Source organism: Rhodobacter capsulatus, from assembly GCF_052363175.1.
GTDB classification, from domain to species: domain Bacteria; phylum Pseudomonadota; class Alphaproteobacteria; order Rhodobacterales; family Rhodobacteraceae; genus Rhodobacter; species Rhodobacter capsulatus_D.
Genome location: NZ_CP198946.1, coordinates 446,225 through 469,676, shown reverse-complemented (window position 1 = coordinate 469,676; position 23,452 = coordinate 446,225). Strand labels below are relative to the sequence as shown.

Annotated in this window: 22 protein-coding genes and 1 pseudogene; 10 read left to right on the top strand and 13 right to left on the bottom strand. The window is 67.0% G+C overall.

From position 1 onward, the window contains the following. Positions 1–15 precede the first annotated feature (15 nt). Positions 16–1,275: an aspartate kinase gene (locus tag ACTTAI_RS03100; RefSeq protein ID WP_110804876.1), complete on the bottom strand. Its 1,260-nt coding sequence runs from the start codon at positions 1,273–1,275 to the stop codon at positions 16–18. 178 nt (positions 1,276–1,453) lie between these two features. Between ACTTAI_RS03100 and ACTTAI_RS03095 the strand changes: the two genes are divergently transcribed. Beyond that, on the top strand, positions 1,454–2,962 hold the full coding sequence (locus ACTTAI_RS03095; RefSeq protein ID WP_444454204.1) for a pyruvate kinase: 1,509 nt from the start codon (positions 1,454–1,456) through the stop codon (positions 2,960–2,962). Positions 2,963–3,194: 232 nt separating this feature from the next. On the opposite strand, the gene hpbA is transcribed toward ACTTAI_RS03095, so the two are convergent. Next, positions 3,195–5,231 (bottom strand): N-methyl-L-proline N-demethylase HpbA, encoded by a 2,037-nt coding sequence (gene hpbA, locus ACTTAI_RS03090; RefSeq protein WP_444454202.1) that lies wholly within the window; start codon positions 5,229–5,231, stop codon positions 3,195–3,197. A 115-nt stretch (positions 5,232–5,346) separates the two neighbouring features. Here hpbA and ACTTAI_RS03085 point away from each other — a divergent pair, with 115 nt between their 5' ends. After that, the gene (locus ACTTAI_RS03085) at positions 5,347–5,967 is read left to right on the top strand and encodes a TetR/AcrR family transcriptional regulator (protein WP_444454200.1); all 621 of its coding nucleotides are present in this window, start codon (positions 5,347–5,349) and stop codon (positions 5,965–5,967) included. 246 nt (positions 5,968–6,213) lie between these two features. Here the strand turns inward: ACTTAI_RS03085 and ACTTAI_RS03080 are convergent, their stop codons facing one another. Continuing rightward, positions 6,214–7,098: a DMT family transporter gene (locus ACTTAI_RS03080; RefSeq protein ID WP_444454198.1), complete on the bottom strand. Its 885-nt coding sequence runs from the start codon at positions 7,096–7,098 to the stop codon at positions 6,214–6,216. Positions 7,099–7,255: 157 nt separating this feature from the next. Here ACTTAI_RS03080 and ACTTAI_RS03075 point away from each other — a divergent pair, with 157 nt between their 5' ends. Beyond that, positions 7,256–8,143, top strand: a complete 888-nt coding sequence (locus tag ACTTAI_RS03075) for a LysR family transcriptional regulator (protein ID WP_444454196.1) — start codon at positions 7,256–7,258, stop codon at positions 8,141–8,143. A gap of 12 nt (positions 8,144–8,155) precedes the next feature. On the opposite strand, the gene ACTTAI_RS03070 is transcribed toward ACTTAI_RS03075, so the two are convergent. Next, positions 8,156–8,800, bottom strand: a complete 645-nt coding sequence (locus ACTTAI_RS03070; protein WP_444454194.1) for an SDR family oxidoreductase — start codon at positions 8,798–8,800, stop codon at positions 8,156–8,158. A 56-nt stretch (positions 8,801–8,856) separates the two neighbouring features. Further along, a complete protein-coding gene (locus ACTTAI_RS03065) occupies positions 8,857–9,300 on the bottom strand; it encodes a DUF1178 family protein (RefSeq protein WP_444454192.1) in 444 nt (147 codons plus the stop codon). A gap of 109 nt (positions 9,301–9,409) precedes the next feature. Here ACTTAI_RS03065 and ACTTAI_RS03060 point away from each other — a divergent pair. After that, a pseudogene (locus ACTTAI_RS03060) lies at positions 9,410–11,007 on the top strand (GMC family oxidoreductase). After that, the gene (locus ACTTAI_RS03055; protein ID WP_444454190.1) at positions 11,004–11,990 is read left to right on the top strand and encodes a P1 family peptidase; all 987 of its coding nucleotides are present in this window, start codon (positions 11,004–11,006) and stop codon (positions 11,988–11,990) included. The pseudogene ACTTAI_RS03060 and the gene ACTTAI_RS03055 overlap by 4 nt, the downstream one beginning before the upstream one ends. 55 nt (positions 11,991–12,045) lie before the next feature. Here ACTTAI_RS03055 and ACTTAI_RS03050 read toward each other — a convergent pair whose 3' ends face one another. Further along, the gene (locus ACTTAI_RS03050) at positions 12,046–12,819 is read right to left on the bottom strand and encodes an alpha/beta hydrolase (protein ID WP_444454188.1); all 774 of its coding nucleotides are present in this window, start codon (positions 12,817–12,819) and stop codon (positions 12,046–12,048) included. Between the two features lie 88 nt (positions 12,820–12,907). Here ACTTAI_RS03050 and ACTTAI_RS03045 point away from each other — a divergent pair, with 88 nt between their 5' ends. After that, positions 12,908–14,386 carry an NAD-dependent succinate-semialdehyde dehydrogenase gene (locus ACTTAI_RS03045; protein ID WP_444454186.1) on the top strand — a complete coding sequence of 493 codons (1,479 nt, stop codon included), beginning with the start codon at positions 12,908–12,910 and terminating at the stop codon, positions 14,384–14,386. Here ACTTAI_RS03045 and ACTTAI_RS03040 read toward each other — a convergent pair. After that, entirely contained in the window at positions 14,301–15,161 is an 861-nt protein-coding gene (locus tag ACTTAI_RS03040; protein ID WP_444454184.1) for a GNAT family N-acetyltransferase, read from the bottom strand. The two genes, ACTTAI_RS03045 and ACTTAI_RS03040, sit on opposite strands and share 86 nt — an antisense overlap. A gap of 107 nt (positions 15,162–15,268) precedes the next feature. Between ACTTAI_RS03040 and ACTTAI_RS03035 the strand changes: the two genes are divergently transcribed. Next, on the top strand, positions 15,269–15,988 hold the full coding sequence (locus ACTTAI_RS03035) for an AzlC family ABC transporter permease (protein WP_444454182.1): 720 nt from the start codon (positions 15,269–15,271) through the stop codon (positions 15,986–15,988). Beyond that, positions 15,985–16,326: an AzlD domain-containing protein gene (locus ACTTAI_RS03030; protein WP_444454180.1), complete on the top strand. Its 342-nt coding sequence runs from the start codon at positions 15,985–15,987 to the stop codon at positions 16,324–16,326. Before ACTTAI_RS03035 ends, ACTTAI_RS03030 begins: the two co-directional genes overlap by 4 nt. Positions 16,327–16,332: 6 nt before the next feature. On the opposite strand, the gene ACTTAI_RS03025 is transcribed toward ACTTAI_RS03030, so the two are convergent. The 3 genes from ACTTAI_RS03025 to ACTTAI_RS03015 all read right to left on the bottom strand — a co-directional run bounded on the left by ACTTAI_RS03025 (position 16,333) and on the right by ACTTAI_RS03015 (position 19,800). Beyond that, positions 16,333–16,962: a hypothetical protein gene (locus tag ACTTAI_RS03025; RefSeq protein WP_444454179.1), complete on the bottom strand. Its 630-nt coding sequence runs from the start codon at positions 16,960–16,962 to the stop codon at positions 16,333–16,335. Between the two features lie 127 nt (positions 16,963–17,089). Next, positions 17,090–18,121 (bottom strand): MBL fold metallo-hydrolase, encoded by a 1,032-nt coding sequence (locus ACTTAI_RS03020; RefSeq protein WP_444454177.1) that lies wholly within the window; start codon positions 18,119–18,121, stop codon positions 17,090–17,092. Then, entirely contained in the window at positions 18,118–19,800 is a 1,683-nt protein-coding gene (locus ACTTAI_RS03015; RefSeq protein ID WP_444454175.1) for an acyl-CoA dehydrogenase, read from the bottom strand. The genes ACTTAI_RS03020 and ACTTAI_RS03015 overlap by 4 nt, the downstream gene beginning before the upstream one ends. 142 nt (positions 19,801–19,942) lie before the next feature. Between ACTTAI_RS03015 and ACTTAI_RS03010 the strand changes: the two genes are divergently transcribed. Further along, on the top strand, positions 19,943–20,896 hold the full coding sequence (locus tag ACTTAI_RS03010; RefSeq protein ID WP_444454173.1) for an L-threonylcarbamoyladenylate synthase: 954 nt from the start codon (positions 19,943–19,945) through the stop codon (positions 20,894–20,896). Between the two features lie 143 nt (positions 20,897–21,039). Here the strand turns inward: ACTTAI_RS03010 and ACTTAI_RS03005 are convergent, their stop codons facing one another. Then, positions 21,040–21,291, bottom strand: coding sequence for a YqgE/AlgH family protein (locus ACTTAI_RS03005; protein WP_444454171.1), 252 nt, complete (start codon positions 21,289–21,291; stop codon positions 21,040–21,042). Further along, the gene (locus ACTTAI_RS03000) at positions 21,288–21,593 is read right to left on the bottom strand and encodes a YqgE/AlgH family protein (protein ID WP_444454170.1); all 306 of its coding nucleotides are present in this window, start codon (positions 21,591–21,593) and stop codon (positions 21,288–21,290) included. The genes ACTTAI_RS03005 and ACTTAI_RS03000 overlap by 4 nt, the downstream gene beginning before the upstream one ends. A gap of 140 nt (positions 21,594–21,733) precedes the next feature. Here ACTTAI_RS03000 and ACTTAI_RS02995 point away from each other — a divergent pair, with 140 nt between their 5' ends. Next, positions 21,734–22,531, top strand: coding sequence for a protein-disulfide reductase DsbD domain-containing protein (locus ACTTAI_RS02995; RefSeq protein ID WP_444454168.1), 798 nt, complete (start codon positions 21,734–21,736; stop codon positions 22,529–22,531). Positions 22,532–22,543: 12 nt separating this feature from the next. Here the strand turns inward: ACTTAI_RS02995 and ACTTAI_RS02990 are convergent, their stop codons facing one another. Beyond that, the gene (locus ACTTAI_RS02990; protein WP_444454166.1) at positions 22,544–23,362 is read right to left on the bottom strand and encodes a uracil-DNA glycosylase; all 819 of its coding nucleotides are present in this window, start codon (positions 23,360–23,362) and stop codon (positions 22,544–22,546) included. Positions 23,363–23,452 lie beyond the last annotated feature (90 nt).

Genomic DNA, 23,452 nt, shown 5'->3' with positions numbered 1-23,452 from the left:
GGCCTGATCTCTGCGTCAGGCCTTTTCCAGTTCAAATGCATCATGGAGGGCCTGAACGGCCAGTTCCATATATTTCCGATCGATCAGGACGGAAATCTTGATCTCCGAGGTCGAGATGACCTTGATGTTGATGTTTTCGGCGGCCAGCGCCTCGAAGGTGCGCGCCGCGACGCCCACTTGCGAACGCATGCCGATGCCGACGACCGAGACCTTGGCGACGTCGGTGTCGATGATCAGCTCGTCATATTTGATCTTGCCCGCAGCCTTGGCATCCTCGAGCGCCTTTTGCGCACGGGCGACCTGATTGATCGGGCAGGAGAAGGTCATGTCGGTGACGGCACCCGGATGGTTGTCGTCATAGTCCTTTTCCGAGATGTTCTGCACGATCATGTCGACGTTCACGCCGGCTTCGGACAGCGGCCCGAAGATCGCCTGCGCGACGCCGGGGCGGTCTTCGATGGTGAAGAGGGTGATCTTGGCCTCGTCGCGCGAATAGGCGACCCCCGAGACGACTTTCGATTCCATGATTTCATCCTCCCCGCAGACAAGGGTTCCAGAAGTTTCGTCGGTTTCCTCGAAGGAGGACAGCACGCGCAGCCGCACGCCAAAGCGCATCGCCAGTTCCACGGACCGCGTTTGCAGCACCTTGGCGCCGAGCGAGGCGAGTTCGAGCATTTCCTCGAACGCGATCTTGTCAAGCTTGCGCGCTTTCGAGCTGATCCGGGGATCGGTGGTGTAGACACCGTCCACGTCGGTGTAGATATCGCAGCGCTCCGCGTCGAAGGCCGCGGCAAAGGCCACCGCCGTCGTGTCCGAGCCGCCACGGCCGAGCGTGGTGATGCGGTTTTCGGCCGACAGGCCCTGGAAGCCCGCGACGACCGCGACTTTCATGCCCTCGGCAAATTTCGTGTCGATATTCTCGCGCGGGATCGATTTGAACCGGGCCGAGCCATGCGCCGAGGTGGTGTTGATCGGCACCTGCCAGCCTTGCCAGCTGCGCGCGGGGATCCCCATTTCCTGCAGCCGCAGCGCCATCAGACCGGCGGTGACGTTTTCACCTGAGGCCACCACGGCGTCGTATTCGCGGGCATCATACAGGGGCGACGTGCCCTCGACCCAGCCGACAAGCTCGTTGGTCTTGCCCGACATGGCCGAGACGATCACGATGACATCGTAGCCACGGTCGACCTCGCGCTTGACCTTCGCCGCCGCATTCGCGATGCGGTCGAGGTCCGCCACCGAGGTGCCGCCGAATTTCATCACGAGAAGCGGCATCTTCCCCCCCCAATCCTGTCCCGGGCCCTGTGCCCGGCGTCGCGCTTCTGCTATCGGAAGGGGGCGAAGCTTGCAAGGGTTTGCCTGCGGCGAAACGCCTTTGGCGCCTGTCATGGCCCCGTCATTCCCCTGTCATGCACACCGGGCAAGCTTGCCCCGAACAGGGCAGGAGGATGTGATGAGTCTCGATGAGGTCGAATACCGCGAAAGGCGGGCGCAGGCGCGTGGTCTGCAACGGGCGCTGGAAGCGCTGCGCGATGATCTGGTGCGGCGCTCGGATGCGACGATGGAAGGCTGGGAAGGTCTGGTGCGACGGCCGGAGTTCCTGCCCTCGGCGCGCAATCTCGCCGATTATCTGGCGCTGCGGCGCGGCGATCTGGTGCCGTTTCAGGCGCCTTTGGCCTCGCTGGGCCTCTCGTCGCTCGGTCGGGCCGAGGCGCATGTGCGCCCCTCGATCGATGCGGTGCTGGCGTCGCTGGCGATGATCGGCGGCGAGGGGATCGCAAGTTACCCCACCGTGGAAACCTTTGCAGCCGGGCCTGCGCGTCTGGCCGCGCGGCGCGATGCGCTTTTCGGCGCGCGCCGCGAGGCACCGCGCTCGCGCGTGATGGTGACCTTGCCGACCGAGGCCGCCTTCAGCCCGGATCTCGTCTCGGCATTGATCGAGGCGGGGGCGGATTGCATGCGGATCAACTGCGCCCATGACAACCCCGATGTCTGGGCGGCAATGATCGGTCAGGTGCGGCAGGCGGCGATGAAGGCCGGGCGGCGCGTGCCGGTGCAGATGGATATCGAAGGACCGAAGCTGCGAGTCGAAGCGCTTTCGGAAAGCGTCGAGGAAACCGGGCGCCTGTTCGAGGGCGATCGGTTCGAAGTGGTCGAGACCCTCGCCCATGACGCCGATCTGCCGCAAATTCGCCTCAGCCACCCGGCGCTGATGGAGGCGATGGCCGAGGGCGGCGCGATCTGGATCAACGATGGTAAGCTGCGGGCGCAGATCCTGAAGGTGCGGCCGGGCAAGGTGCTGGCCGAAGTGACCTCGACGCCCTCGAAGGGCGCGAAGATCAAGGTCGAGAAAGGGGTGAACCTGCCCGGCGTCGATCTGCGCGTGCCCGCGCTGACCGAGGTCGATCTGGGTCATCTCGATTTCGTTCTGGGCCATGCCGATATCCTCGGCTTTTCCTTCGTGCAGACGGGGGGCGATCTGCGCGCGCTTTTTGCCGAACTAGATGCGCGGTCCGATGGCGGCACCTCGCGCGATTGGCCCGCGCTGATGCTGAAGATCGAGACGCCCTTGGCGCTGCGCAATCTGCCGGGGCTGATCGTCGAGGCGGGCGGGCGCGTGCCGGTTGGCGTGATGATCGCGCGCGGCGATCTGGCGGTGGAGATCGGCTTCGAGCGGCTCAGTGAAATTCAGGAGGAAGTCCTGTGGCTCTGCGAGGCCGCCGAGGTTCCGGTGGTCTGGGCGACGCAAGTGCTGGAAGGCATGGTCAAGGAAGGTCAGGCCAGCCGGGCCGAGATGACCGATGCCGCGATGAGCCAGCGCGCCGAATGCGTGATGCTGAACAAGGGGCCGCATCTTGTGCAGGCCGTGACGTTCCTGCGCGATGTGTTGATGCGGATGGATCGGCACACGTCAAAGAAATCCCCGCGGCTGGGGGCACTGGGGCTTTGGCACGACCTTTGATCGGGCGATCTGGCCTCGGCCATCGCCGAGGCCATGCGGCACATCCGCCCCGTGACCGCCGAGGGCCCAAAGGCACTCGGTGAGCCGCCCGCCCCGCCATCGGCGGGCGCTTTCGCGCCGCCGGGGCGGGACGCTGGCCTCTGTCGTGCAGGCCGCACCGGTCCCGCGACGGCGGGGCCGCAAACGGGCGGGGAAAGGCGGTGCCTTTCCTTCTCCGCCCGACGCAACCGCCTTACACGTCCTTCATCAACCGCAGCGCATCATAGATCGCCGCGTGGGTGTTGCGCGCGGCCACCGCATCGCCGATCCGCACCAGCCGGAACCGGCCCTCGGGATTGACCACGACCGCCTGCGGCTTGCCCGTCGCCAAGGCCTCGTAATCGACGATGCCAAGGTTCGACGAGAGCGGCTTCAGCGCAAAGTACAGCTCATCAAGCGGCCGCGTGCCGTGGTTCACCACCACCTGATCGACCTCGCGCATCCGCGTCACCGGGCCGTAATCGCTGCCCAGAACCGCAGTCAGCCGGTTGCCCGCACGGCTGACCGACAGCAGCCGCCAGGTCACGGTGAAGGTCGTGTCCCGCCCCTGCAGCGACCGCATGTAGGGCACAAGATTCATCGCCATCACCTCGGGCGCAAAGGCGCGGTCGGGGGTGACGATCTCCACCTTCGCGCCGCTGGCCGAGATCAGATCGGCCGCCATCAGCCCCGCATGATCGCCCGCATCATCAAAGACCAGCACCTCGCGGCCGGGCTTCACCGCGCCGGACAGAATGTCCCAGGTCGACACCACCAGATCATTGCCCGCGCTCAAGACCTCGGTATGCGGCAGGCCACCGGTGGCGATCACCACCTCGTCGGGATCGGTGGCGAGCACGTCCGCGGCCTCGGCGAAGCTGTTGAAACTGAAGGTCACCCCGCGCTTGAGGCATTGCTGATAGCGCCAGTCGGTGATCGCCGCCATCTCGCGCCGCCGCGGGTCGAGCGCAGTCAGCCGCACCTGCCCGCCGGGTTGATCGGCTGCTTCGAAGACGGTGACCGCATGGCCACGCTCGGCGGCAACACGGGCAGCTTCCAGCCCCCCCGGACCCGCGCCGACGATGGTGACCCGCTTCTTCGTCACCGCAGGCGTGATCGTCTGCGGCTCGGTCAATTCGCGGCCCGTCGCGGGGTTGTGCAGGCAAAGCGCCATGCCGCCCTGATAGATCCGGTCGAGGCAGTAATTCGCGCCGACACAGGGGCGGATATCGTCTTCCTTGCCCGCGATCAGCTTGGCGACCAGATGCGGATCGGCCAGATGCGCGCGGGTCATACCGACCATATCGAGCTTGCCGCTCGCAATCGCATGTCGCGCCGTCGCGATGTCGGGGATCTTCGCGGCGTGGAAGGTCGGGAAGCCGGTCTCGGCCCGGATCTCCCCCGCGAAATCCAGATGCGGCGCGTTGCGCATGCCCTGAATCGGGATCAGATCGGTCAGCCCCGGATCGGTGTCGATATGACCGCGCACGACGTTCAGAAAATCGACCAGCCCCGAATCGCGCAGTTTTTTCGACAGCGTCATGCCCTCGGACTTGTCCATGCCGCCGGGCAGGCCCTGATCGCCGGTATAGCGCAGCCCGACGATGAAATCCGGCCCACAGCGCTGCCGGATCGCCCCCAGAACCTCCATCGTGAAGCGCAGCCGGTTTTCCAGAGAGCCGCCATAGGGCGCACCGAGATCATTCGTCAGCGGCGACCAGAATTGTTCGAGCAGATGGCCGTAAGCCTCCAGCTCGATCCCGTCGACGCCCGCGGCCTTCATCCGCTCGGCGGCATCGGCGAAATCGCCCTTGATCCGGTCGAGATCCCAGTCCTCGGCCCGTTTCGGAAAGGCCCGATGCGCCGCCTCGCGTTCATGGCTCGGCGCCACCACCGGCAGCCAATCGGCCTTGTCCCAGCGGGTGCGGCGGCCAAGGTGCGAAAGCTGGATCATCACCGCCGCGCCGTGGTCGTGGCATTCATCAACGAGCTGGCGCATCCAGCCCACCACCTCGTCCTTCCACGCAAGGATGTTGTTGAAGACCGGCGGGCTGTCGCGGGAAATCGAGGCCGAACCCGCCGTCATCGTCAGCGCCACCCCGGCCCGCGCGCGTTCGACGTGATAGGCGCGGTAGCGTTCCTTCGGCATGCCGTCCTCGGCATAGGCGGGCTCATGCGCGGTGATCAGGATGCGGTTGCGCAAAGTCAGGTGGCGCAGCTGGTAAGGCTGCAAGAGCGGGTCGTTCGACATGGGGGCCTCCGGGGTTCCTGGGCGCAGGATTTGCGAATTGTGCACATATGTCAATTTTACATTCACCCCTGAACATTTTCTTGAGCCCGGCCGTGGTCCGGGCTAGGGTCGATGGATGACAGAGACAAAGGACAGCGGTTGGCGCGGCTCGCGCGAGGGGTGGCTTGAAGCCGCCTGCGACGCCTTGATCGCGGGTGGGGTCGAGGCGGTGAAGATCCTGCCACTCGCCAAGAAACTCGGCCTGTCACGGACCTCGTTCTACTGGTTCTTCACCGATCGCGAGGATCTGCTGGCCGCGCTGCGATCCCGCTGGCGGGCGGTGACAACCGAGGTTTTGCTCTCCGCGACGACCGCTTACGCCGCGACCGAGACAGAGGCGATGCTGAACCTTCTGGCTGTGTTCCTGTCGGACCGATTCGATCCGCGCTTCGAATTTGCGCTGCGCAGCTGGGGCTTTGCCGATCCCTCGGTGGCGGCGGATCTGCATGCGGCCGATGCCGAGCGGCTGGCGGCGCTCGCCGCCCTGCTGATGCGCTGGGGCCATGCGCCAGAGGATGCCGATGTGCGGGCGCGAACGATTTACCTCGTGCAGATCGGCTATATCTCGATGCAGACGCGCGAAAGCCTTGACACGCGGATCGCGCGGATCGCGCATTATGTCGAGGTCTATACCGGCAAGCTGCCCAGCGCCGCGGAACTGACGCGGTTCGAAGCCGGGCTGCACGCGGGCGGGTAAGGCCTGTCTTTGCTGGCCCCGATGACCGAGGCCAGTGCCGAGGTCCCGCGAAACAGTGCGGCAAAGACCGGCGGGGGCCCCAAAGGCCCCCGGCCAGCGCCCGCCCCGCCCTCGGCGGGCGCTTCTCGCCCGCCGGGTCAGGCGCCGGCCTCCCGCAGCGCGCGGGGCAACCGGTCCCGTGACAAGGCGGCTCCAGCGGGCGGGGAAAGGCGATGCCTTTCCTGATCCGCCCGAAACCGGCCAAACCTACCCCCGCACCGTCAGCATCACGCCCACCAGCGTCACCGCAAGCCCCGCGAACATCGTCGCCGTCAGCGGCTCGCCGAACAGCGCCCAGCCCCAGAGCATCGTCACCGGCGGGCTGAGATAGATCACCGCCGAAACCCGTGCGACCGGGAAGAGCCGCAGGCTACTGTAATAAATCCCATAGGCGCCGAAGGTCGCAAAAAGAACCAGCCAGCCGACACCCAGCGCAAAATGTGCCGTCAGCGGCGGCATCAGACTGCCCTGCCAGCCGAGGCACAGCCCGAACAGCACCGCCCCGGTCAGCGAATGCAGGCACAGGCTTTGATGCAGCGGCATCCTGAGCCCGGGCCGCTTCTTCAGAAGCACCGAGGCCAGCGCAAAGACCAGCATCGAGGCCACCGTCAACCCATAGGCCCAAAGCGGCGCCGTCCCCACCGAGAGGCTGTTGCCCGAGACGATCAGCACGCCCAGCACGGCCACCGCCGTCCCAGCCCATTGCGCCGCTGACAGCCGTTCCCCCAGCACCGGCTGCGACAGCGCCGCGATGGCGAGCGGCAACAGATCCGAGATCAGCGCCACCGTCCCCGTCGGCACCCGAACCCCGATCGCCAGCGCAAACCCGCCCAGGTAAAGAAAGACCGACATCACCCCGAAAAGACATTGCTCGATCACCCCGCGCAGGGTCATCCGCGGCCCCAACGTCAACGCGAAGGGCAGCAGGATCAACCCCGCAACCAATGTGCGCCAGAACAGCACCAGCCCCACCCCGGCATTTTCACTGGCATAGCGGATGCCGATGAAGCCGGAACTCCAGCTCAGCACCAAGGCCACCGCCATCAGCGGCCACAGCAGGGGGCAGGGCAGGGAAAGGGCGGGCGCGGTCATCATGTCCTCGTCTTGGGCCCCTCTTCCTCGGCGAAGCGCCGCCAAAATGCACATGACAAATTTCGATGACATAATGACTTTTGCAGCGAATATTGAATGAGTCTTTGCCATTTGGTGCCATTCGGCACAGGATCGGCCTCATTCCATGAGGCTCGCCATGACCGAACTTTCCACCCGCCTCGATATCGATGCGCTGCGTGCCCTGCGCGCCATCGCCCATCATGGTGGCGTCACGCGCGCGGCCGAGGCTTTGGGCCTGTCGCAATCGGCGGTCAGCCACAAGATCCGGCGGCTGGAAACCAGCCTTGGCAGCGATCTTCTGTCCCGCCGCCCGGGTGGACCGCTTTTCACCGCCGCGGGCGCGGAATTGCTGGACTATGCCGCCCGCATCCTTGGCCTGCATGACGAGGCCGTGCTGAGCCTGTCGAAAACCCCGCTTGCGGGGCGGATTGCGCTTGGCCTGACCGAGGACACGACCTGTTCCGATCTGGCCCGCATCCTTGGCCGGTTCCGTCGCCTGCATCCGCAAGTCAGCGTGCGCGCGCAGGTCCGAATGAGCCTGACCCTACGCGCCCAGCTCGACCGGGGCGAGATCGACGCCGCGATCCTGCAGGTCTTCGACCACGAGGTCCGGCCAACCGATGTGGTGCTGCTGCGTGAGGAATTGCATTGGGTCCGCCACCGCGAATTGGCCCTGCCCGAGAGCGGGCCGATCCCGTTTCTGTCTTTTCACGACGACTGCTTTTACCGGCATTGGGCACAGGATATCGGGCAGGATGGCGGGGCAACGCTGGAGACGGTCTTCGAATGCGCCAGCGCCGCCGGGATCGTCGCGGCGGTCAGTGCGGGGCTTGGCGTCGCGCTGCTCTCGACGCGCCATCTGCGCCCCGAGATGGAGATCGTAACCGCCCCCCTGCCCCGTCCGCCCGGGCTCGCCTATGTCGTGCGCCGCGCCCGCAGAGTACGGAACGCGGCGCTGGATACTTTGGTGGCCGAGATCGAGACCGAAATCAGCCGGGTCGGGCGGTTGGTGCTGGCGGGATGACCCGCCCGCAGATCAGAACGGAATCACCGCCCCGTCATAGCTTTCGAAACAGCCCGAATTGGTCAGGTTGAGCGCATCGAACCGCGTCGTCAGACCGGCCACCGATTGCGCCACGGTGATCTCGGCCTGCGGCCCGCCCATGTCGGTCTTCACCCAGCCGGGGTGATAGACGCCCACCGCGATCCCCTCGGGGCGCAGATCGGCGGCAAGGTTGCGGCCAAGGTTCAGCACGGCGGCCTTGGACGCCCGGTAGATGTAGCTGCCCCCCGGCGCCCGCGCATCCGAGCCCATCGCCGAGGACAGGATCGCCACCTTGCCATGCGCCGCGCGCAGGTTCGGCAACAGCGCCTGAATCGTCAGGAACACGCCCATGACGTTGGTCGAGAAACTGCGCGCCCAAAGCATCGGCGCATAACCGCTTTCCAGCGATTGCCCCAGATCGGCATAGACCCCGGCATTGCAGACCAGAAGCCCGATCGGCAGCCCGTTCAACCGCCGCGCCAGTTCCTTGACGCTGTCGGGTTGGGTGACGTCGAGCGGCAGCAGATCGCCCTCGGGATTGCGCGCGGTGCCGAAAGCCGCGGTGTCGGTGTGGCGGTAATGGGCCAGAAGCGCAGCGCCGATGCCGCGGTTCGCCCCGGTGATGAGAACTGTCATGGTCGCCTCCTGTGCCGCCATCTTGGCCAGCGTTCAGGCAAGCGCAAGGACCTGAATCAATTCCGCGACCTTTTGGGCAAAAAGGGCAGCGGCATCACGGGGATACCATCGTCGAGAAGCGCCTTGGCCTCGTCAAGCCGGGCCTCGCCGTGAATGGCGCGTTCGGGTTTGGCGCCCTCGTGCATCGCCCGCGCTTCCGAGACGAAATTGACGCCAACATAATCCGAATTCGCCTCCACCGCCTGACGCATCGCGGCAAAGGCCTCCTCGATGCCGGTTTGCGGCGCGCTCAGCGGCGCTTCCGGCTTCGTTGCCTCGGCCGCAGCGGCCTTGCGCGCGGGGCGCACGGCAGGCGCCATCAGCGCCTTTTCGACCGTGGTGGAGCCGCAGATCGTGCAGGACACCATCCCCTTGGCCAGCAGCGCATCAAAGGCCGAGGCCGAGGCGAACCAGCTGTCGAAGCTGTGCTCCTTGTCGCATTTGAGGGTGTATCGGATCATCGTCGGGCCCGTTTCGAAGGCCCCATCTGACAGGCTCGGCCCAGAAAATGCAAGCGCCCTTGCGCGGGCGGGGCGCGGCTGAGAAGATCAACCGGAGGGGGAATTTCGCATGGAAAGATACGATTACGTCATTGTGGGCGCGGGCAGCGCGGGCTGCGTTCTGGCCAACCGGCTGAGCGCCGATCCCCGCAACCGGGTGCTGCTGCTCGAGGCGGGCGGGCGCGACACCTACCCTTGGGTGCATATCCCGGTCGGCTATCTTTACTGCATCGGCAATCCGCGCACCGACTGGGGGTTTCGGACCGAGGCGGAACCGGGGCTGAACGGGCGCAGCCTGCTGTACCCGCGTGGGCGGATTCTGGGCGGCTGCTCGGCGATCAACGGGATGATCTACATGCGCGGTCAGGCGCGCGATTACGACCTCTGGGCGCAGAGGGGCTGCACCGGCTGGGGCTGGGAGGACGTGCTGCCGCTCTTTCGCAATCACGAAGATTTCTACCGTGGCGCCTCCGATCTGCACGGCGCGGGCGGTCCCTTGCGGGTCGAACAGGCCCGGGTGCGCTGGGAGGTTCTGGATGCCTTTCTGCAGGCCGCCGAACAGGCGGGCATTCCCCGGACCGAGGATTTCAACCGCGGCACCAACGAGGGCGCGGGCTATTTCCATGTCACGCAACGGAACGGCTGGCGCTGGTCGGCGGCCTCGGCCTTTCTCAAGCCGGTGAGGACGCGACCGAACCTGCGCGTGCTGACCGGGGCGCAGGTGGAACGGCTGGAGATCTCCGAAGGCCGGGTGACCGGGCTGCGCTATCATCTGGGCGGCGCAGTGCATCAGGTCGCGGCGGGCGAGGTGGTGATGGCCGCGGGCGCAATCGGCACGCCGCAAATTCTTGAACTTTCGGGCATCGGCGATCCGGCGATCTTGCGCGCCAACGGCATCGCCCCGCAGCTCGATCTGCCCGGCGTCGGCAAGAACCTGCAAGACCATCTGCAATTGCGGCTCGTCTTCAAAGTGGCGGGGGTGAAGACGCTCAACACCATGGCCGCGACGCTGTGGGGCAAGGCGAAGATCGCGGCACAATATGCCGCCTTCCGCTCGGGTCCGATGTCGATGGCGCCGTCTCAGGCCGGGATCTTTGCGCGGTCCTTCCCCGACCGCGAAACGCCCGATCTGGAATGGCATCTGCAACCCGTGAGCCTCGACAAATTCGGCGATCCGCTGCATCCGTTTCCGGCGATGACGGCGAGCGTGTGCAACCTGCGCCCCGAGAGCCGCGGTGAAAGCCATCTGCGCGGGCCGGATTTCCGCGCCGCCCCGGTGATCGCGCCGAATTACCTCGCGACCGAGACCGACCGACGCGTGGCGGCCCAGGGCATCCGCCTGACCCGCCAGATCGCGGCGCAACCGGCCTTTGCGTGCTTTGCCCGCGGCGAACACCTGCCGGGCGCGGCGGTGCAGTCCGAGGCCGATCTGGTGAAAGCCGCGGGCGATATCGGCACGACGATCTTTCACCCTGTCGGCACCTGCCGGATGGGGCCGGATGCGGGGGGCGGTGGTCGATCCGCGGCTGCGGCTGCGCGGACTTGCCGGCCTGCGCATCGCCGATGCCTCGGTGATGCCCACGATCACCTCTGGCAATACCAACGCGCCGGTGATGATGATCGGGGGAAAAGGCCGCACGGATGCTGCTGGAGGATGCCAAACGATGAAACCCGGACCGCGCAATCTGATCACCGATGTTGCCGGGCTGCGCGTCGGCAATGCCCAGGATGCCGCGCTGCGCTCGGGCGTGACCGTGCTGACGGCGGACCGCCCCTTTACCGCCGCCGTGCATGTGATGGGCGGCGCCCCCGGCACGCGCGAGACCGACCTTCTGGCCCCCGACAAGCTGGTCGAAAGCGTCGATGCGCTGGTGCTCTCGGGCGGCTCGGCCTTTGGTCTGGATGCCGCCTCGGGCGTGATGGCCGGGCTGCATGCGATGGGGCGGGGCTTTGCCGTCGGCCCGGCGCGGGTGCCGATCGTACCCGCGGCGATCCTCTTCGATCTGTTGAACGGCGGGGATAAGGGCTGGGCGGAAAACCCCTATGCGGGGCTTGGCCGGGCGGCGCTGGCGACGGCCGCGGAGACCTTCGAGATCGGCACCGCGGGCGCGGGCTTCGGCGCGCTGACCGGCAGGCTCAAGGGCGGTCTCGGCTCCGCCTCGGCGGTGCTGGAGAGCGGTTTCACCATCGGCGCGCTGGTCGCGGTGAATTCGCTCGGCTCGGCAACCGTGGGCGAGACCCGGCATTTCTGGGCAGCCCCTTGGGAGATGGAGGCGGAATTCGGCGGGCTTGGCCCTGCCCCCTGTTACCCGGCCCATGCGGACCCCCTGCCGATGAAGCGGATGGGCGAGGCGACGACCATCGCCATCGTCGCCACCGACGCGGCACTGACGAAGGCGCAGGCGCATCGGCTGGCCGTGGCCGCGCATGACGGCATGGCCCGGGCGCTGGTGCCCAGCCACACGCCGCTTGATGGCGATCTGGTCTTTGCCGCCGCCACAGGCGCGAAGCCGCTGAGGGACCCGATCACCGATCCGTTCCAGCTTGGCCATGCGGCCAGCGCCTGCCTCGCCCGCGCCATCGCCCGCGCGGTCTTCGCTGCCACACCCCATCCGGGCGATCTGCAACCAAGCTGGCAAAGCCTGCGCTGATCCCCTTTATCTTGCCGCAAATATCCCGGGGGGTCAGGGGGGCAGAGCCCCCCTTCTACCCGATCAGCGCCTGCAATAGCGGGCTTTCCGCCTCGAGCCCGTCGATCACGTCGAAATGGTGCCGCCCCGGTTCGACGGTCAGCGGGCAGGCCCAGGCCTCGGCCAGACCGCGGGCCTGATCAAGGAAGGCCGGGCGCTCGTCGGCGCCGACCCAGACATGGACCGGCACCGACGGCACCGGCTGATGCACCGGGCTTTCGCGGCCCGCCTCGGCGGCGTCGAGCCGCAGGGTCTCGTTCATCGAGGTCCGCAACAGCGGCGCAAGATCCGAGACCGGCGAGATCGGCACCACCTTTTCGATCCGCGACGCCACCTCTTCGGGCAGCATTCCCGGTTCCAGCATCCGCGCCACCAGATGCCCGCCCGCCGAATGACCGACGAGCCGGATCGGCCCGCTGAACCGCCGCGCCAGCTCCGCCACCGCCATCGCGATCAGCGCGGTGATCTGCTCGATCCGCATGTCGGGCGCCAGATCATAGCCGGGCATCGCCACGACCCAGCCCGCCTCGACCGCGCCTTTCGCCAGGTGCGAGAAATCCTGCGGGCAGAATTTCATCCAGTAACCGCCATGCACGAAGATGATCAGCCCCTTCTGGCTGCCCATCGGCAGGAAAATGTCGATCTGCCGCCGCACCCCGGGACCATAGCCCACCTGCACCATCATCGCCTCGTCGCGATAGTCGGCAGCGGCCTTGGCCCAGCGCGCCGGATAGTCGGCGCCCCCGGGGATGTAAGGCATATTGGCATAGGCATCGTCCAGATCGGTCACTTCCTCACCCTTTCTTTCCACGGCGGCCAATTTACATCCGCGCCGCCCCGTGCTTCCCTCTCATATCCCTCAAACCATGAGATGCGCCATGCTCGACACCGTGACCAATCTGAAATCGCTGCTCAAGGATCCCAGCCTGCTCTGCACGAAGGCGCTTGTCGCCGGGGAATGGGTCGATGCCGAAGACGGCAAGACCTTCGCGGTGATGAACCCGGCCCGCGGCGACGTGATCTGCACCGTGCCCGATCTGACCCGCGCCGATACCGCCCGCGCCATCAAGGCCGCGGAAGTCGCGATGAAGGACTGGGCCGCCCGCACCGGCAAGGAACGCGCGGCGGTGATGCGCAAATGGTTCGAGCTGATGATAGCGAACCAGGAAGACCTCGCGCTGATCCTGACCGCCGAAATGGGCAAGCCGCTGGCCGAAGCCCGTGGCGAGATCGCCTATGGCGCGTCGTTCATCGAATGGTTCGGCGAGGAAGCCAAGCGCATCTACGGCGAGACGATCCCGGGCCACATGCGCGACAAGCGCATCACCGTGCTGAAACAGCCGATCGGCGTCGTCGGCTCGATCACGCCGTGGAACTTCCCGAATGCGATGATCGCCCGCAAGGCTGGCCCCGCCATCGCGGTGGGCTGCGGCTTCGTCTGCCGTCCGGCCTCGGAAACGCCGCTTTCGGCGCTGGCGATGGGGCTTCTGGGCGAGCGTGCCGGTCTGCCGAAGGGGATCCTGTCGGTGATCACCTCCTCGCGGGCCTCGGATATCGGCAAGGAATTCTGCGAAAACCACGCGGTGCGGAAACTGACCTTCACCGGCTCGACCGAGGTCGGGCGCATCCTGCTGCGACAGGCGGCGGATCAGGTGATGAAATGCTCGATGGAGCTCGGCGGCAACGCGCCCTTCATCGTCTTCGACGACGCCGATCTGGATGCGGCGGTCGAGGGCGCGATGATGTCGAAGTTCCGCAACAACGGCCAGACCTGCGTCTGCGCGAACCGGATCTATGTGCAGGCGGGCGTCTATGACACTTTCGCCGAGAAGCTGGCCGCCGCGGTGCGCAAGCTCAATGTGGGCGACGGGCTGAAGGACGGCGTGACCACCGGGCCGCTGATCTCGGCCGATGCGGTCGAGAAGGTCGAAGAGCACATCGCCGATGTGGTGGCGGGCGGCGGCACCATCGTCACCGGCGGCGCACGGCACGAACTGGGCGGCACCTTCTTCCAGCCGACTGTCGTCACCGGCGTCACGCAGGAGATGAAAGTGGCGACCGAGGAAACCTTCGGCCCGGTGGCGCCGCTCTTCAAGTTCGAGACCGAAGCCGAGGTGATCGAGAAGGCCAATGCCACGATCTTCGGTCTGGCCTCCTATTTCTACGCCCGCGACGTGGGCCGGATCACCCGGGTGCAGGAGGGTCTGGAATACGGCATCGTCGGCGTGAACACCGGGATCATCTCGACCGAAGTGGCGCCGTTCGGCGGCGTCAAGCAATCGGGTCTCGGCCGCGAGGGCAGCCATCACGGCGTCGAGGATTATCTCGAACTGAAATACGTCTGCCTGTCGATCTGAGCGGGGGGCAGATATCGTCCCGCTGACGCGGGACGACCCGCCGGGGGGCTTTGCCCCCCGCCCCCCCCAGCGTAGTTTCGCCAAGAAAAAGCAGGCACCGGAAGAGCTGTGAGGGGCTACGCCGGTGTCCTTGTTTTTTGCCCCCTGTTTTGCCTTGCCCCAAGTATTCGGGGGCCTCGGCGGGGCAGATTAAAGAGGCCGTTCCATCGCCACCGCGGTGCGATAGCCGAAGACAACCGCGGTCAACCATCGATCCACCCCGACCCGTCACCGCAAAGCCGAGCCGGTCGTAAAGCGCCTTTGCGCGCAGGTTCTCGTCGACCACATCCAGCCGCACCGCCCGGTAGCCGCGCATCTGCGCCTCGGCGCAGAGCGCTTCGATCAGCGCCTCGCCAAGCCCCATGCCGCGCATGGTCTCGGCCACGGCGAAGCCGTCGACGCAAAGCGTCTCCTGTTCCAGATCTTGCGCCAACGCCTGCAGCGCAAGGCCGCGCCAAAGCGCACCGATGCGGCCATAGACGGCCCGCAGATCGCGCCGATCGCCCCCGACAAAGGCGCCCTCGCGGGTGCGAAAGCCGATCACGCCCAGAACATGGCCGCGCGCATCCACCGCCGCGATCACATGCGCCGGATCGATGACCCGCTCGATGAAAGCGAGCGCCTTCGCCTCGGGCCCCATCACCCGGCCGAGCTTGGCCCCGAAGGCACGCCAGTAAAGCGCCGCCGCCTCGCGGCGCTGCCCGTCCGTCAGGCCCTGGTGCAGGAGCACCTTCATCCTTGCCTCCCGACCCAGTCGCGAATTGCACCCGATACAATCGCCCGCTTGGTGCCTTGCGGAGCTGTCCCTAGAACTCGCCCATCCCTTCCCTCGAGACAAGCCCCATGACCGCCCGAACCTCCCTGTCCTCCGCCTATTGGCGCGGCTGCCGCCAAGGTCTGCCCTTCATCCTGGTGATCGTGCCCTTTGGCGTCCTTTTTGGCGTTGCGGGGTCCGAGGCCGGGCTGACGATGTCCGAGGTGATGGGCTTTTCCATTCTGGTGATCGCGGGCGCCTCGCAATTCACCGCCGTACAACTGATGACCGATCATGCGAGCACGGTGATGGTGATCCTCGCCTCGCTCGCGGTGAACCTGCGCATGGCGATGTATTCCGCCTCGCTCGCGCCGCATCTGGGGGCGGCGCCCAGCTGGGCCCGCGCGCTGGTTGCCTATTTCATGGTCGATCAGGTCTTCGCGCTGTCAAACGCCGATTACGAGCGCGCCCCGAAACAGAGCCTCGCCGAGAAGCTGGCCTATTATGCCGGGGCCTGCACGCCGGTCTGCCCGCAGTGGTATTTCTCCACCCTCGCGGGGGCATGGCTGGGCAAGGCGATCCCGCCCGCCTTCGCGCTGGATTTCGCGGTGCCGGTGACCTTCCTCGCGATGATCGCGCCGATGCTGCGCTCGCTGCCGCATCTGGTCGCCGCCGCCGTCTCGATCACGATGGCCCTGGCGCTGTCGTTCCTGCCCTCGGGCACCGGGCTCATTCTGGCGGCGCTGATCGCCATGGCCGCCGGGGCGCAAACCGAACTCTGGCTGATCCGCAGGAGGGCCGCCGCATGACCCCGGCAGAGCTTTACGGCCATCCGAAGATCTGGCTGATCATCGTTGCGCTTGGCATCGGCACCTTCGTTCTGCGCTATTCCTTCCTTGGCTGGATCGGCAACCGACAGCTGCCGGAATGGGCGCTGCGGCATCTGCGCTATACCGCCGTCGCTGTGCTGCCGGGGCTTGTGGCGCCGCTCGTGCTGTGGCCCGCAGCCACTGGCGGGCATCCCGATCCGGCGCGGCTGCTGGCCGCGGGGGCAACGCTCGCCGTCGGCCTTGCCAGCCGCAACACGCTGGCTGCGATCCTTGGCGGGCTCGTCACGCTGTATCTGGCCCTCTGGGGACTTGGCTGAGACCGATCACTCGGTCTTGCCAAACGCAGTGCCATGCTGCGGCGGCGCCTGCTGGATCATCAGCACGCCCGAATTGTCATCGGGATCGTTGTCGTAGTGATCCTCGGTCACAACGCCGGGCAGCTGCCCGAAGGCCTTCGACAATTTCAAGGGCGAGGTCGTGTGCGGAATGCTCTCGAAGCCCGGGATCGCGCGCAGCACCGAGGACGTGTCGTTCGCGCACATCATCTTGGCCACCGCCCCGTTCGCTTCGACCCGCGCCAAGAGCGCATCGGCCTGCGCCGGCGTCACCGGCACGCGCTGTTCGCGCACATACCAGGAGGAGCGGGCGTGATAGTCGATGTAGAACTTGTACATCCGGTCGGTGATACCGAAATCGACGTCGTTCCGCTCCGGCACCGAGGGGTGATACCAGGTCCCGGCCGGATCGAAGATCACCCGCTCGCGCCCGTCGATCATCAGCGCCGAATGGCCACCGGCCCCGGTGTCGGTGGAAATCACCGTGAACAGCGTCAGCGAGGGGGCGTTGCCGGTCGAATAGCGGGCGGCGTTCACGGCCTCGTCCGGGGCCCATTTCGGTTCGGCACAGGCCGCGAGCGTGAGCGGCAGGGCCAGACAAAGAAGAAACGCGCGCATCCGGAAAACCTCGGGGGCAGGAGTGTCAGTGTTGCGAGCGGTTAAGCATGGCCCGCAGGCCGCGGCAACGGGCGCCTGCCCGTTTGACTGCGTTTTCCCGGCAAGTGTCTATTCGGTGCCACGGCGCTCAGGCCGACCAGAGCCAGACGCCCTCGCGGTCTTCGCGGCGGATCTCGCCGCGCAGGAAAAGGTGGTTCAGATGCGCCACCGCCTCGACCAGCGCCATGCCATATTCCGCCTCGCCCACCGGGCGCTTGAAGAGCACCGGGAAACATCCGGTCGCGCTGCGCGGGGCCTCGGCCAGAACCTCGCGCAGACGGGCGAGGGCGCCCTCGTGGTTTTCGATCATCTGATGCAGCCGCAGCGGCAGGCCGAGGAAGGGCAGCTTGTGGCCGGGCAGGATCAGCTGATCTTCGCGCGCGAGCGGCTGGAAGCTGCGGCAGGCGGCGAGCCAATCCGCCACCGGATCGGCGAGCGGTTCGCTGGCATAGGTGCCGAGATTGGCCGAAATGCCCGGCAAAAGCTGATCACCGCCAAGGATCAGCGCATCGTCTTCGCTCCAGAGCGTGGCGTGATCGGGCGCATGGCCCTGCCCGATCCGCACCCGCCAGCGCCGCCCGGCGGACTGGATAAGATCGCCCTCGGTGATGTTGCGAAAGCCCAAGGGCAGCGGATGCACGCAATCGGCGAAGTTGAAGGGCCGCTCCTGCGCGCGGCGCGCCAACAAATCCGGGTCCATCCCCGCGGCTTTCCAGAAGGCCAGCGTTTCCGGCACCGGCAGGGGATGCTCGTCGAGCATCAGCATCCGGGCGAAAAGCCAACTCGTGCGCGTCGTCCAAAGCTCGGCGCCGCGGGCCTGCAGCCAGCCCGCCAGACCGATATGATCGGGGTGGTAATGGGTGACGATGACCCGCGTGACCGGCTTGCCCGCCAGCGGCCCATCGAGCGCCTGTTGCAAGGCTGCCCGGCAGGCGCGGCTGTCGATGCCCGGATCGACCAGCGTCCAGCCGTCGCCGTCATCCAGCGCATAGGCATTGACGTGATCAAGCGCCATCGGCAGCGGCAGGCGCAGCCAAAGCACCCCCTCGGCGACCGCAAGGGTCTCGCCGAAGGCGGGGGCGGTTTCAAAGGGGAAGCTCAGACCGGATCGTTGTTTCATGCCCCGAGGTCTTCGGGGGAAAGCGCGAAAAGGTCAACCGCCCCGGCACCGGCCGCTGCCAGGGCCGCCTCGGCCTGCGGCAGAAGACGACGGATGTAGATCGCGGCCAGCTTTTCATGCGCGCCCCCTTCAAGCGCCGCGCGCAGGTGGTAATGTGCGCCAAGCACCCGGGCAAAGGCGCGCAAGTAAGGCACGGCGCCCGCAAAGCGATCCTGCGTGCCTTGCGCGATCATGTCCTCGGTATGTTCGCGCAGGGTCTCGGCCGCCTGCCAGACCGCTTCAGCGAGATCGGGCAGAGCCTCGCGCGCGGCTTTCGCGGCATCCTCGATTTCCTGCAAAAGGCGAAACGCGGCGCGGCCGTCATCGGCCATCTTGCGCCCCACAAGATCCATCGCCTGAATGCCGTTCGTGCCCTCGTAGATCGCCGTCACCCGCACGTCGCGGCAATATTGCGCGGCGCCGGTCTGTTCGATGAAGCCCATGCCGCCATGCACCTGCACGCCCTGTTCGGCCACCCAGATCCCGGTATCGGTGCCATAGGCCTTGGCGATCGGCGTCAGCAGCGCCGCGCGGGCCAGCCAGTGATCTTCGCCCGTCGCCCGCCCCAGATCGAGCGCGACGGCGCAGGCGAGCGCGATCGAGCGCGCGGCAAAGATCTCGGCCCGCATCTCGGCGAGCATCCGGCGCACATCGGCGTGCTGGATGATCTGCGAGAACTGCACCCGCTCCTGCGCATAGGTCAGGGCCTGCTGGAACGCGGCTTCCGCCACGCCGATCCCCTGCACGCCGACGGCCAGCCGGGCGTTGTTCATCATCGTGAACATCGCGGCCATGCCCTTGCCGGGCTCGCCCACCATCCAGCCCTTGGCCGCGTCGAAGCTCATCACGCAAGTGGGCGAGCCATGCAGGCCCATCTTGTGTTCCAAGGACACGACGCCGAGCGTATTCGGCACGCCGGGCTTGCCCGAAGCATCGGGGAGATATTTCGGCACCATGAACAGGCTGATCCCCTTCGTGCCCGGGCTAGCATCGGGCAGCCGCGCCAGCACGAGGTGACAGATGTTCTCGGTCACATCGGAATCGCCCCAGGAAATGAAGATCTTCTGCCCGGTGATCGCATAGGTGCCATCGCCTAGCGGCTCGGCCCGGCTTCGCAGGGCCCCCACATCCGAGCCCGCCTGCGGCTCGGTCAGGTTCATCGTGCCCGACCATTCCCCCGAAATCAGCTTCGGAATGTAAAGCGCCTTGATCTCGTCGCTGGCGTGATGTTCGAGCGCCTCGATCTGGCCTTGCGTCAGCAGCGGATTGAGCTGCAAGGCCAGATTGGCTCCCGACATCATGTCGTTGACGGCCACGCAGATCGTCTGCGGCAGGCCCATCCCGCCGAACTCCTGCGGCGCAGCCACGGCGACCCAACCGCCCTCGGCGATCTGCTGATAGGCCTCCTTGAACCCGGGCGAGGTCCGCACGACACCGTTTTCGAGCCGAGCCGGATGCAGGTCACCATTGCGCAAAAGCGGCGCCATCACCTCGTCGCAGAGCTTGCCCGCCTCGGTCAGCACGGCTTCCACCGTCTCGGGCGTCGCCTCGACAAAGCGCTCGGTCGCCGCCACCGGGGCCAAGGGCACCACCTTGTCGAGGATGAAGCGGATGTCGGCGACGGGCGAGCGATAGGCCATGACGGTCTCCTGAGCTGCGCTTGGCAAATGGGGCCGGGGCGCGTATGCGTTGGGCAAATTCGGGGTCGGGTTTGACGGCAGGTTACCGCAAGGGAAGCCCCCGTCCACCGCAACGCAGCGTCACGAGGGTGGGATGCAGGAAATGACCGAACGTCTGGAGGCAGAGGCCCCGGGGCTTGCCCGCGCGGCCGATCTGTTGCGCGCAGGGCAGCTTGTCGCCTTCCCGACCGAGACGGTCTACGGGCTGGGCGGCGATGCCCGGCAGGGCACGGCCGTCGCGGGGATCTATGCCGCGAAGGGCCGTCCGCAGTTCAACCCGCTGATCGTGCATGTGGCCGACATGGCGATGGCCGAACAGGTGGCGATCTTTTCCGATCAGGCGCGGGCGCTGGCCGCGCGCTTCTGGCCCGGCCCGCTGACACTGGTGCTGCCCGCCCGGCCGGAAGCCGGGATCTCCGATCTGGTCACGGCGGGACTGCCCACGGTGGCGGTGCGGATGCCCGCGCATCCGGTGGCGCGCGCGCGCTGCTTTTGGCCTTTGGCGGGCCTTTGGCCGCGCCCTCGGCCAACCCCCTCGGGCAAGGTCAGCCCGACCGAGGCGGATCACGTTCTGGAAGGACTTTCAGGCCGGATCGCCGCCGTCGTCGATGGCGGCGCCTGTCCCGTTGGCGTCGAATCGACGATCCTCGGGCTTGATCCGCCGATGCTCTTGCGCCCGGGCGGGGTCGATGTCGAAACGCTGGAAGAGATGCTGGGCCAGCCGCTTGCCTTTGGCGGCGATGCGGTGAAACCGAATGCGCCGGGGCAGCTTGTCTCGCATTACGCGCCCGGCGCGGCGGTGCGGCTTGAGGCAACCAACAAGCAGCCAGGCGAGATCTATCTGGGCTTCGGCCCCGGCCCCGAGGCCGATCTGACGCTTTCGGCACAGGGCAATCTGATCGAGGCCGCGACGAAGCTTTTTGCCATGCTGCGGGTCGCCGACAAGCTCGCCAGCGCGCGCGGGGCGGCCACGATTGCCATTGCCCCGATCCCCGAAACCGGCCTTGGCCGCGCGATCAACGACCGGCTGCGCCGGGCCGCCGCGCCGCGCGGATAGGGGGCGCTGCCCCCTCTTTTGGCTGCGCCAAAATTCACCCCCGAGATATTTGGGGCAAGATAAAACAGACCCGGGCTTCGTTTTATCTTGCCTCAAATATCTCGGGGGGAGCGAAGCGGGGGGCAGCGCCCCCCTGCCCGGCCTCAGGCATGACCTGCCGAGGCCGAGAGCGTGCGCGGGTCGATCCCCATCGTGCCCAGCGCCCGGGTCCATTTCGTCGCGTGATCGGCATCGAGCGCCAGCGCCGCATTGCCCTCGGCCACCAGCCAGCCATTGTCGAGAATCTCCTGCTCGAGCTGCCCCGGCCCCCAGCCGGAATAGCCGAGCGCGAGGATCGCCCGCGACGGGCCGCGCCCGGCGGCGATTTCCTCAAGGATATCGCGCGTCGCGGTCATCGCCAGCCCCCTCGCCCACCGGCATCGTCGCGGCGAACCAATCCGCCGAATGCAGCACGAAGCCGCGCCCGGTCTCGACCGGACCGCCAAAAAAGAGCGGCGCCGAGCTGCGATCGGAGGCGGTCACCGGAATCCCCCAACTGATCGAGCAGGTCGTCCATCGGCGGTTTCGGCAGCGGCTTGTTGACGATGATCCCCATCGCGCCCTCGGCCGAATGCGAGCACATCGCCACCACGGAATGCTCGAAGCGCGGATCGCCCATGCCCGGCATCGCGATCAGAAGTTTGCCGCTCAGATCCATGCTGCCCTCCTTCGGTCGCTCTGCCTGTCTCAAAGGTGGACCCGGGCAGCGTTGCAATCAAGCCCCGGCGACACCCTGTCCATAGGCTCCTGTCGCGTTTGTGACTTGGCCGGTTTGAGGGGGGCGGCTATCGCAAGGACATGCTTGCGCGCTGTCTTGCCCCTTTCCTCTGCCTTGCCCTTGCCGCCCCCGTCGCGGCCGAGGAGGTGCAGCCCCTGAGCCCCGGCCTCCTGTCGGCCGAGCTGTTGCCGGGCTGGCAGGAAAAGGACGGCAGCCGGATGGCCGCGCTGCGCATCGTGCTGGCGCCGGGCTGGAAGACCTATTGGCGCGTGCCGGGCGATGTCGGCGTGCCGCCGCAATTCGATTTCAATGCCTCGACCAATGTGGCGGCGCTGCAGGTGATCTGGCCCGCCCCCGAGGTCTTCGAGGCGGGCGAGAGCGAGACCGTCGGCTATCACGACACGCTGGTTCTGCCCTTGCAGATCACCCCGAAGGCGCCAGAGGCTCCGGTCACGCTGACCGCCGGGCTGGAGTTCGGCATCTGCGACGAGGTCTGCGTGCCTGTCAGCGTCGCGCTGACGAAGGATCTGTCCGGCCCCGGCGCCGAGGATCCCGAGATCGTCGCGGCGATGGCGGCGGCGCCCCGCCCCGCGCCCGGTCTGGCCCGCTGCACCGTCACGCCCATTCGCGACGGGGTGCGCGTCGCGGCGCGGATCGACATGCCGCAAGCCGCGGGCGAAACCGCGCTGTTCGAGCTGCGCTCGCGGCCGATGTGGGTCTCGGAACCCGAGATTTCCCGGCAGGGCGATCAATTGCTCGCCAGTGTCGATTTCGTGCCCGAGGATGCCCGGCCCTTCGATCTGGACCCCTCCGATCTGCGCATCACGGTGGTCAGCCACGGCGATGCGGTCGAGATCAACGGCTGCCCCGCCCCTTAAGGCGTTTGACCCTCAAAGCGCGTTCAGCTTCGCGCGCAATTCCAGCAGATCGGCCCAGACCAGCCGCTTGTTGATCGGCGTGCGCAACAGGTTCGCCGGATGCAGCGTCGGCATCGCCGGGCGACCGAAGGCCTGCGCCCAGGTGCCGCGCAGCCGGGTGATGCCGCGCGCATTCAGCGCCGCCGCGCAGGCGGTATTGCCCATGAGCACGATCAGATCAGGATCGACCAGCTCGACATGCCGGGCCAGAAACGGCCCCATCATCGCGATTTCCGCAGGTTCCGGCTCGCGGTTGCCGGGTGGCCGCCAGGGAATGACATTGGTGATATAGACGGCCGTTGCCGGATCGGGCGACGCACGATCCAGCCCCACCGCCGCCAGCATCCGGTCGAGCAACTGCCCGGCGCGGCCGACAAAGGGCTTGCCCTGCGCATCTTCATCCTTGCCCGGGGCCTCGCCGATCAGCATCACCCGCGCCTTCGGATTGCCGTCGCAAAAGACCGTGTTGCGGGCACCGAGTTTCAGCGGGCAATGCTCGAAGCCGAGGATCGCCTCGCGCAGGTCCTCAAGCGTTTTTGCCCGCGCCGCCAGATTGCGCGCCACCGCGACCGGATCGACGGTGTCGACCGGCACCAGAACCGGCATGGGCCGCTGCGGCCGCGTCTCGGCTACCGGCGGCGGCGGGGCCGCGGCGATGGGGTCTGGGGTCACAAGCTCGTAGCGGTTGACCGGCGCATCGCCCACCGGATCGCTGGCGCCAAGCTCGATCAGCCACTCGAAAGCGGCGAGCGCGGCGTCATAGCTCAGATCGGGGCCGGGGCGAGTCTCCATGGCTTTCCATCGCATGACCGGTCCCGGGGGTAAAGCCGCTGGACGCAGCCCCCCCCATTTGCCATAAGCAGCCCGACAACATCGGAGGAC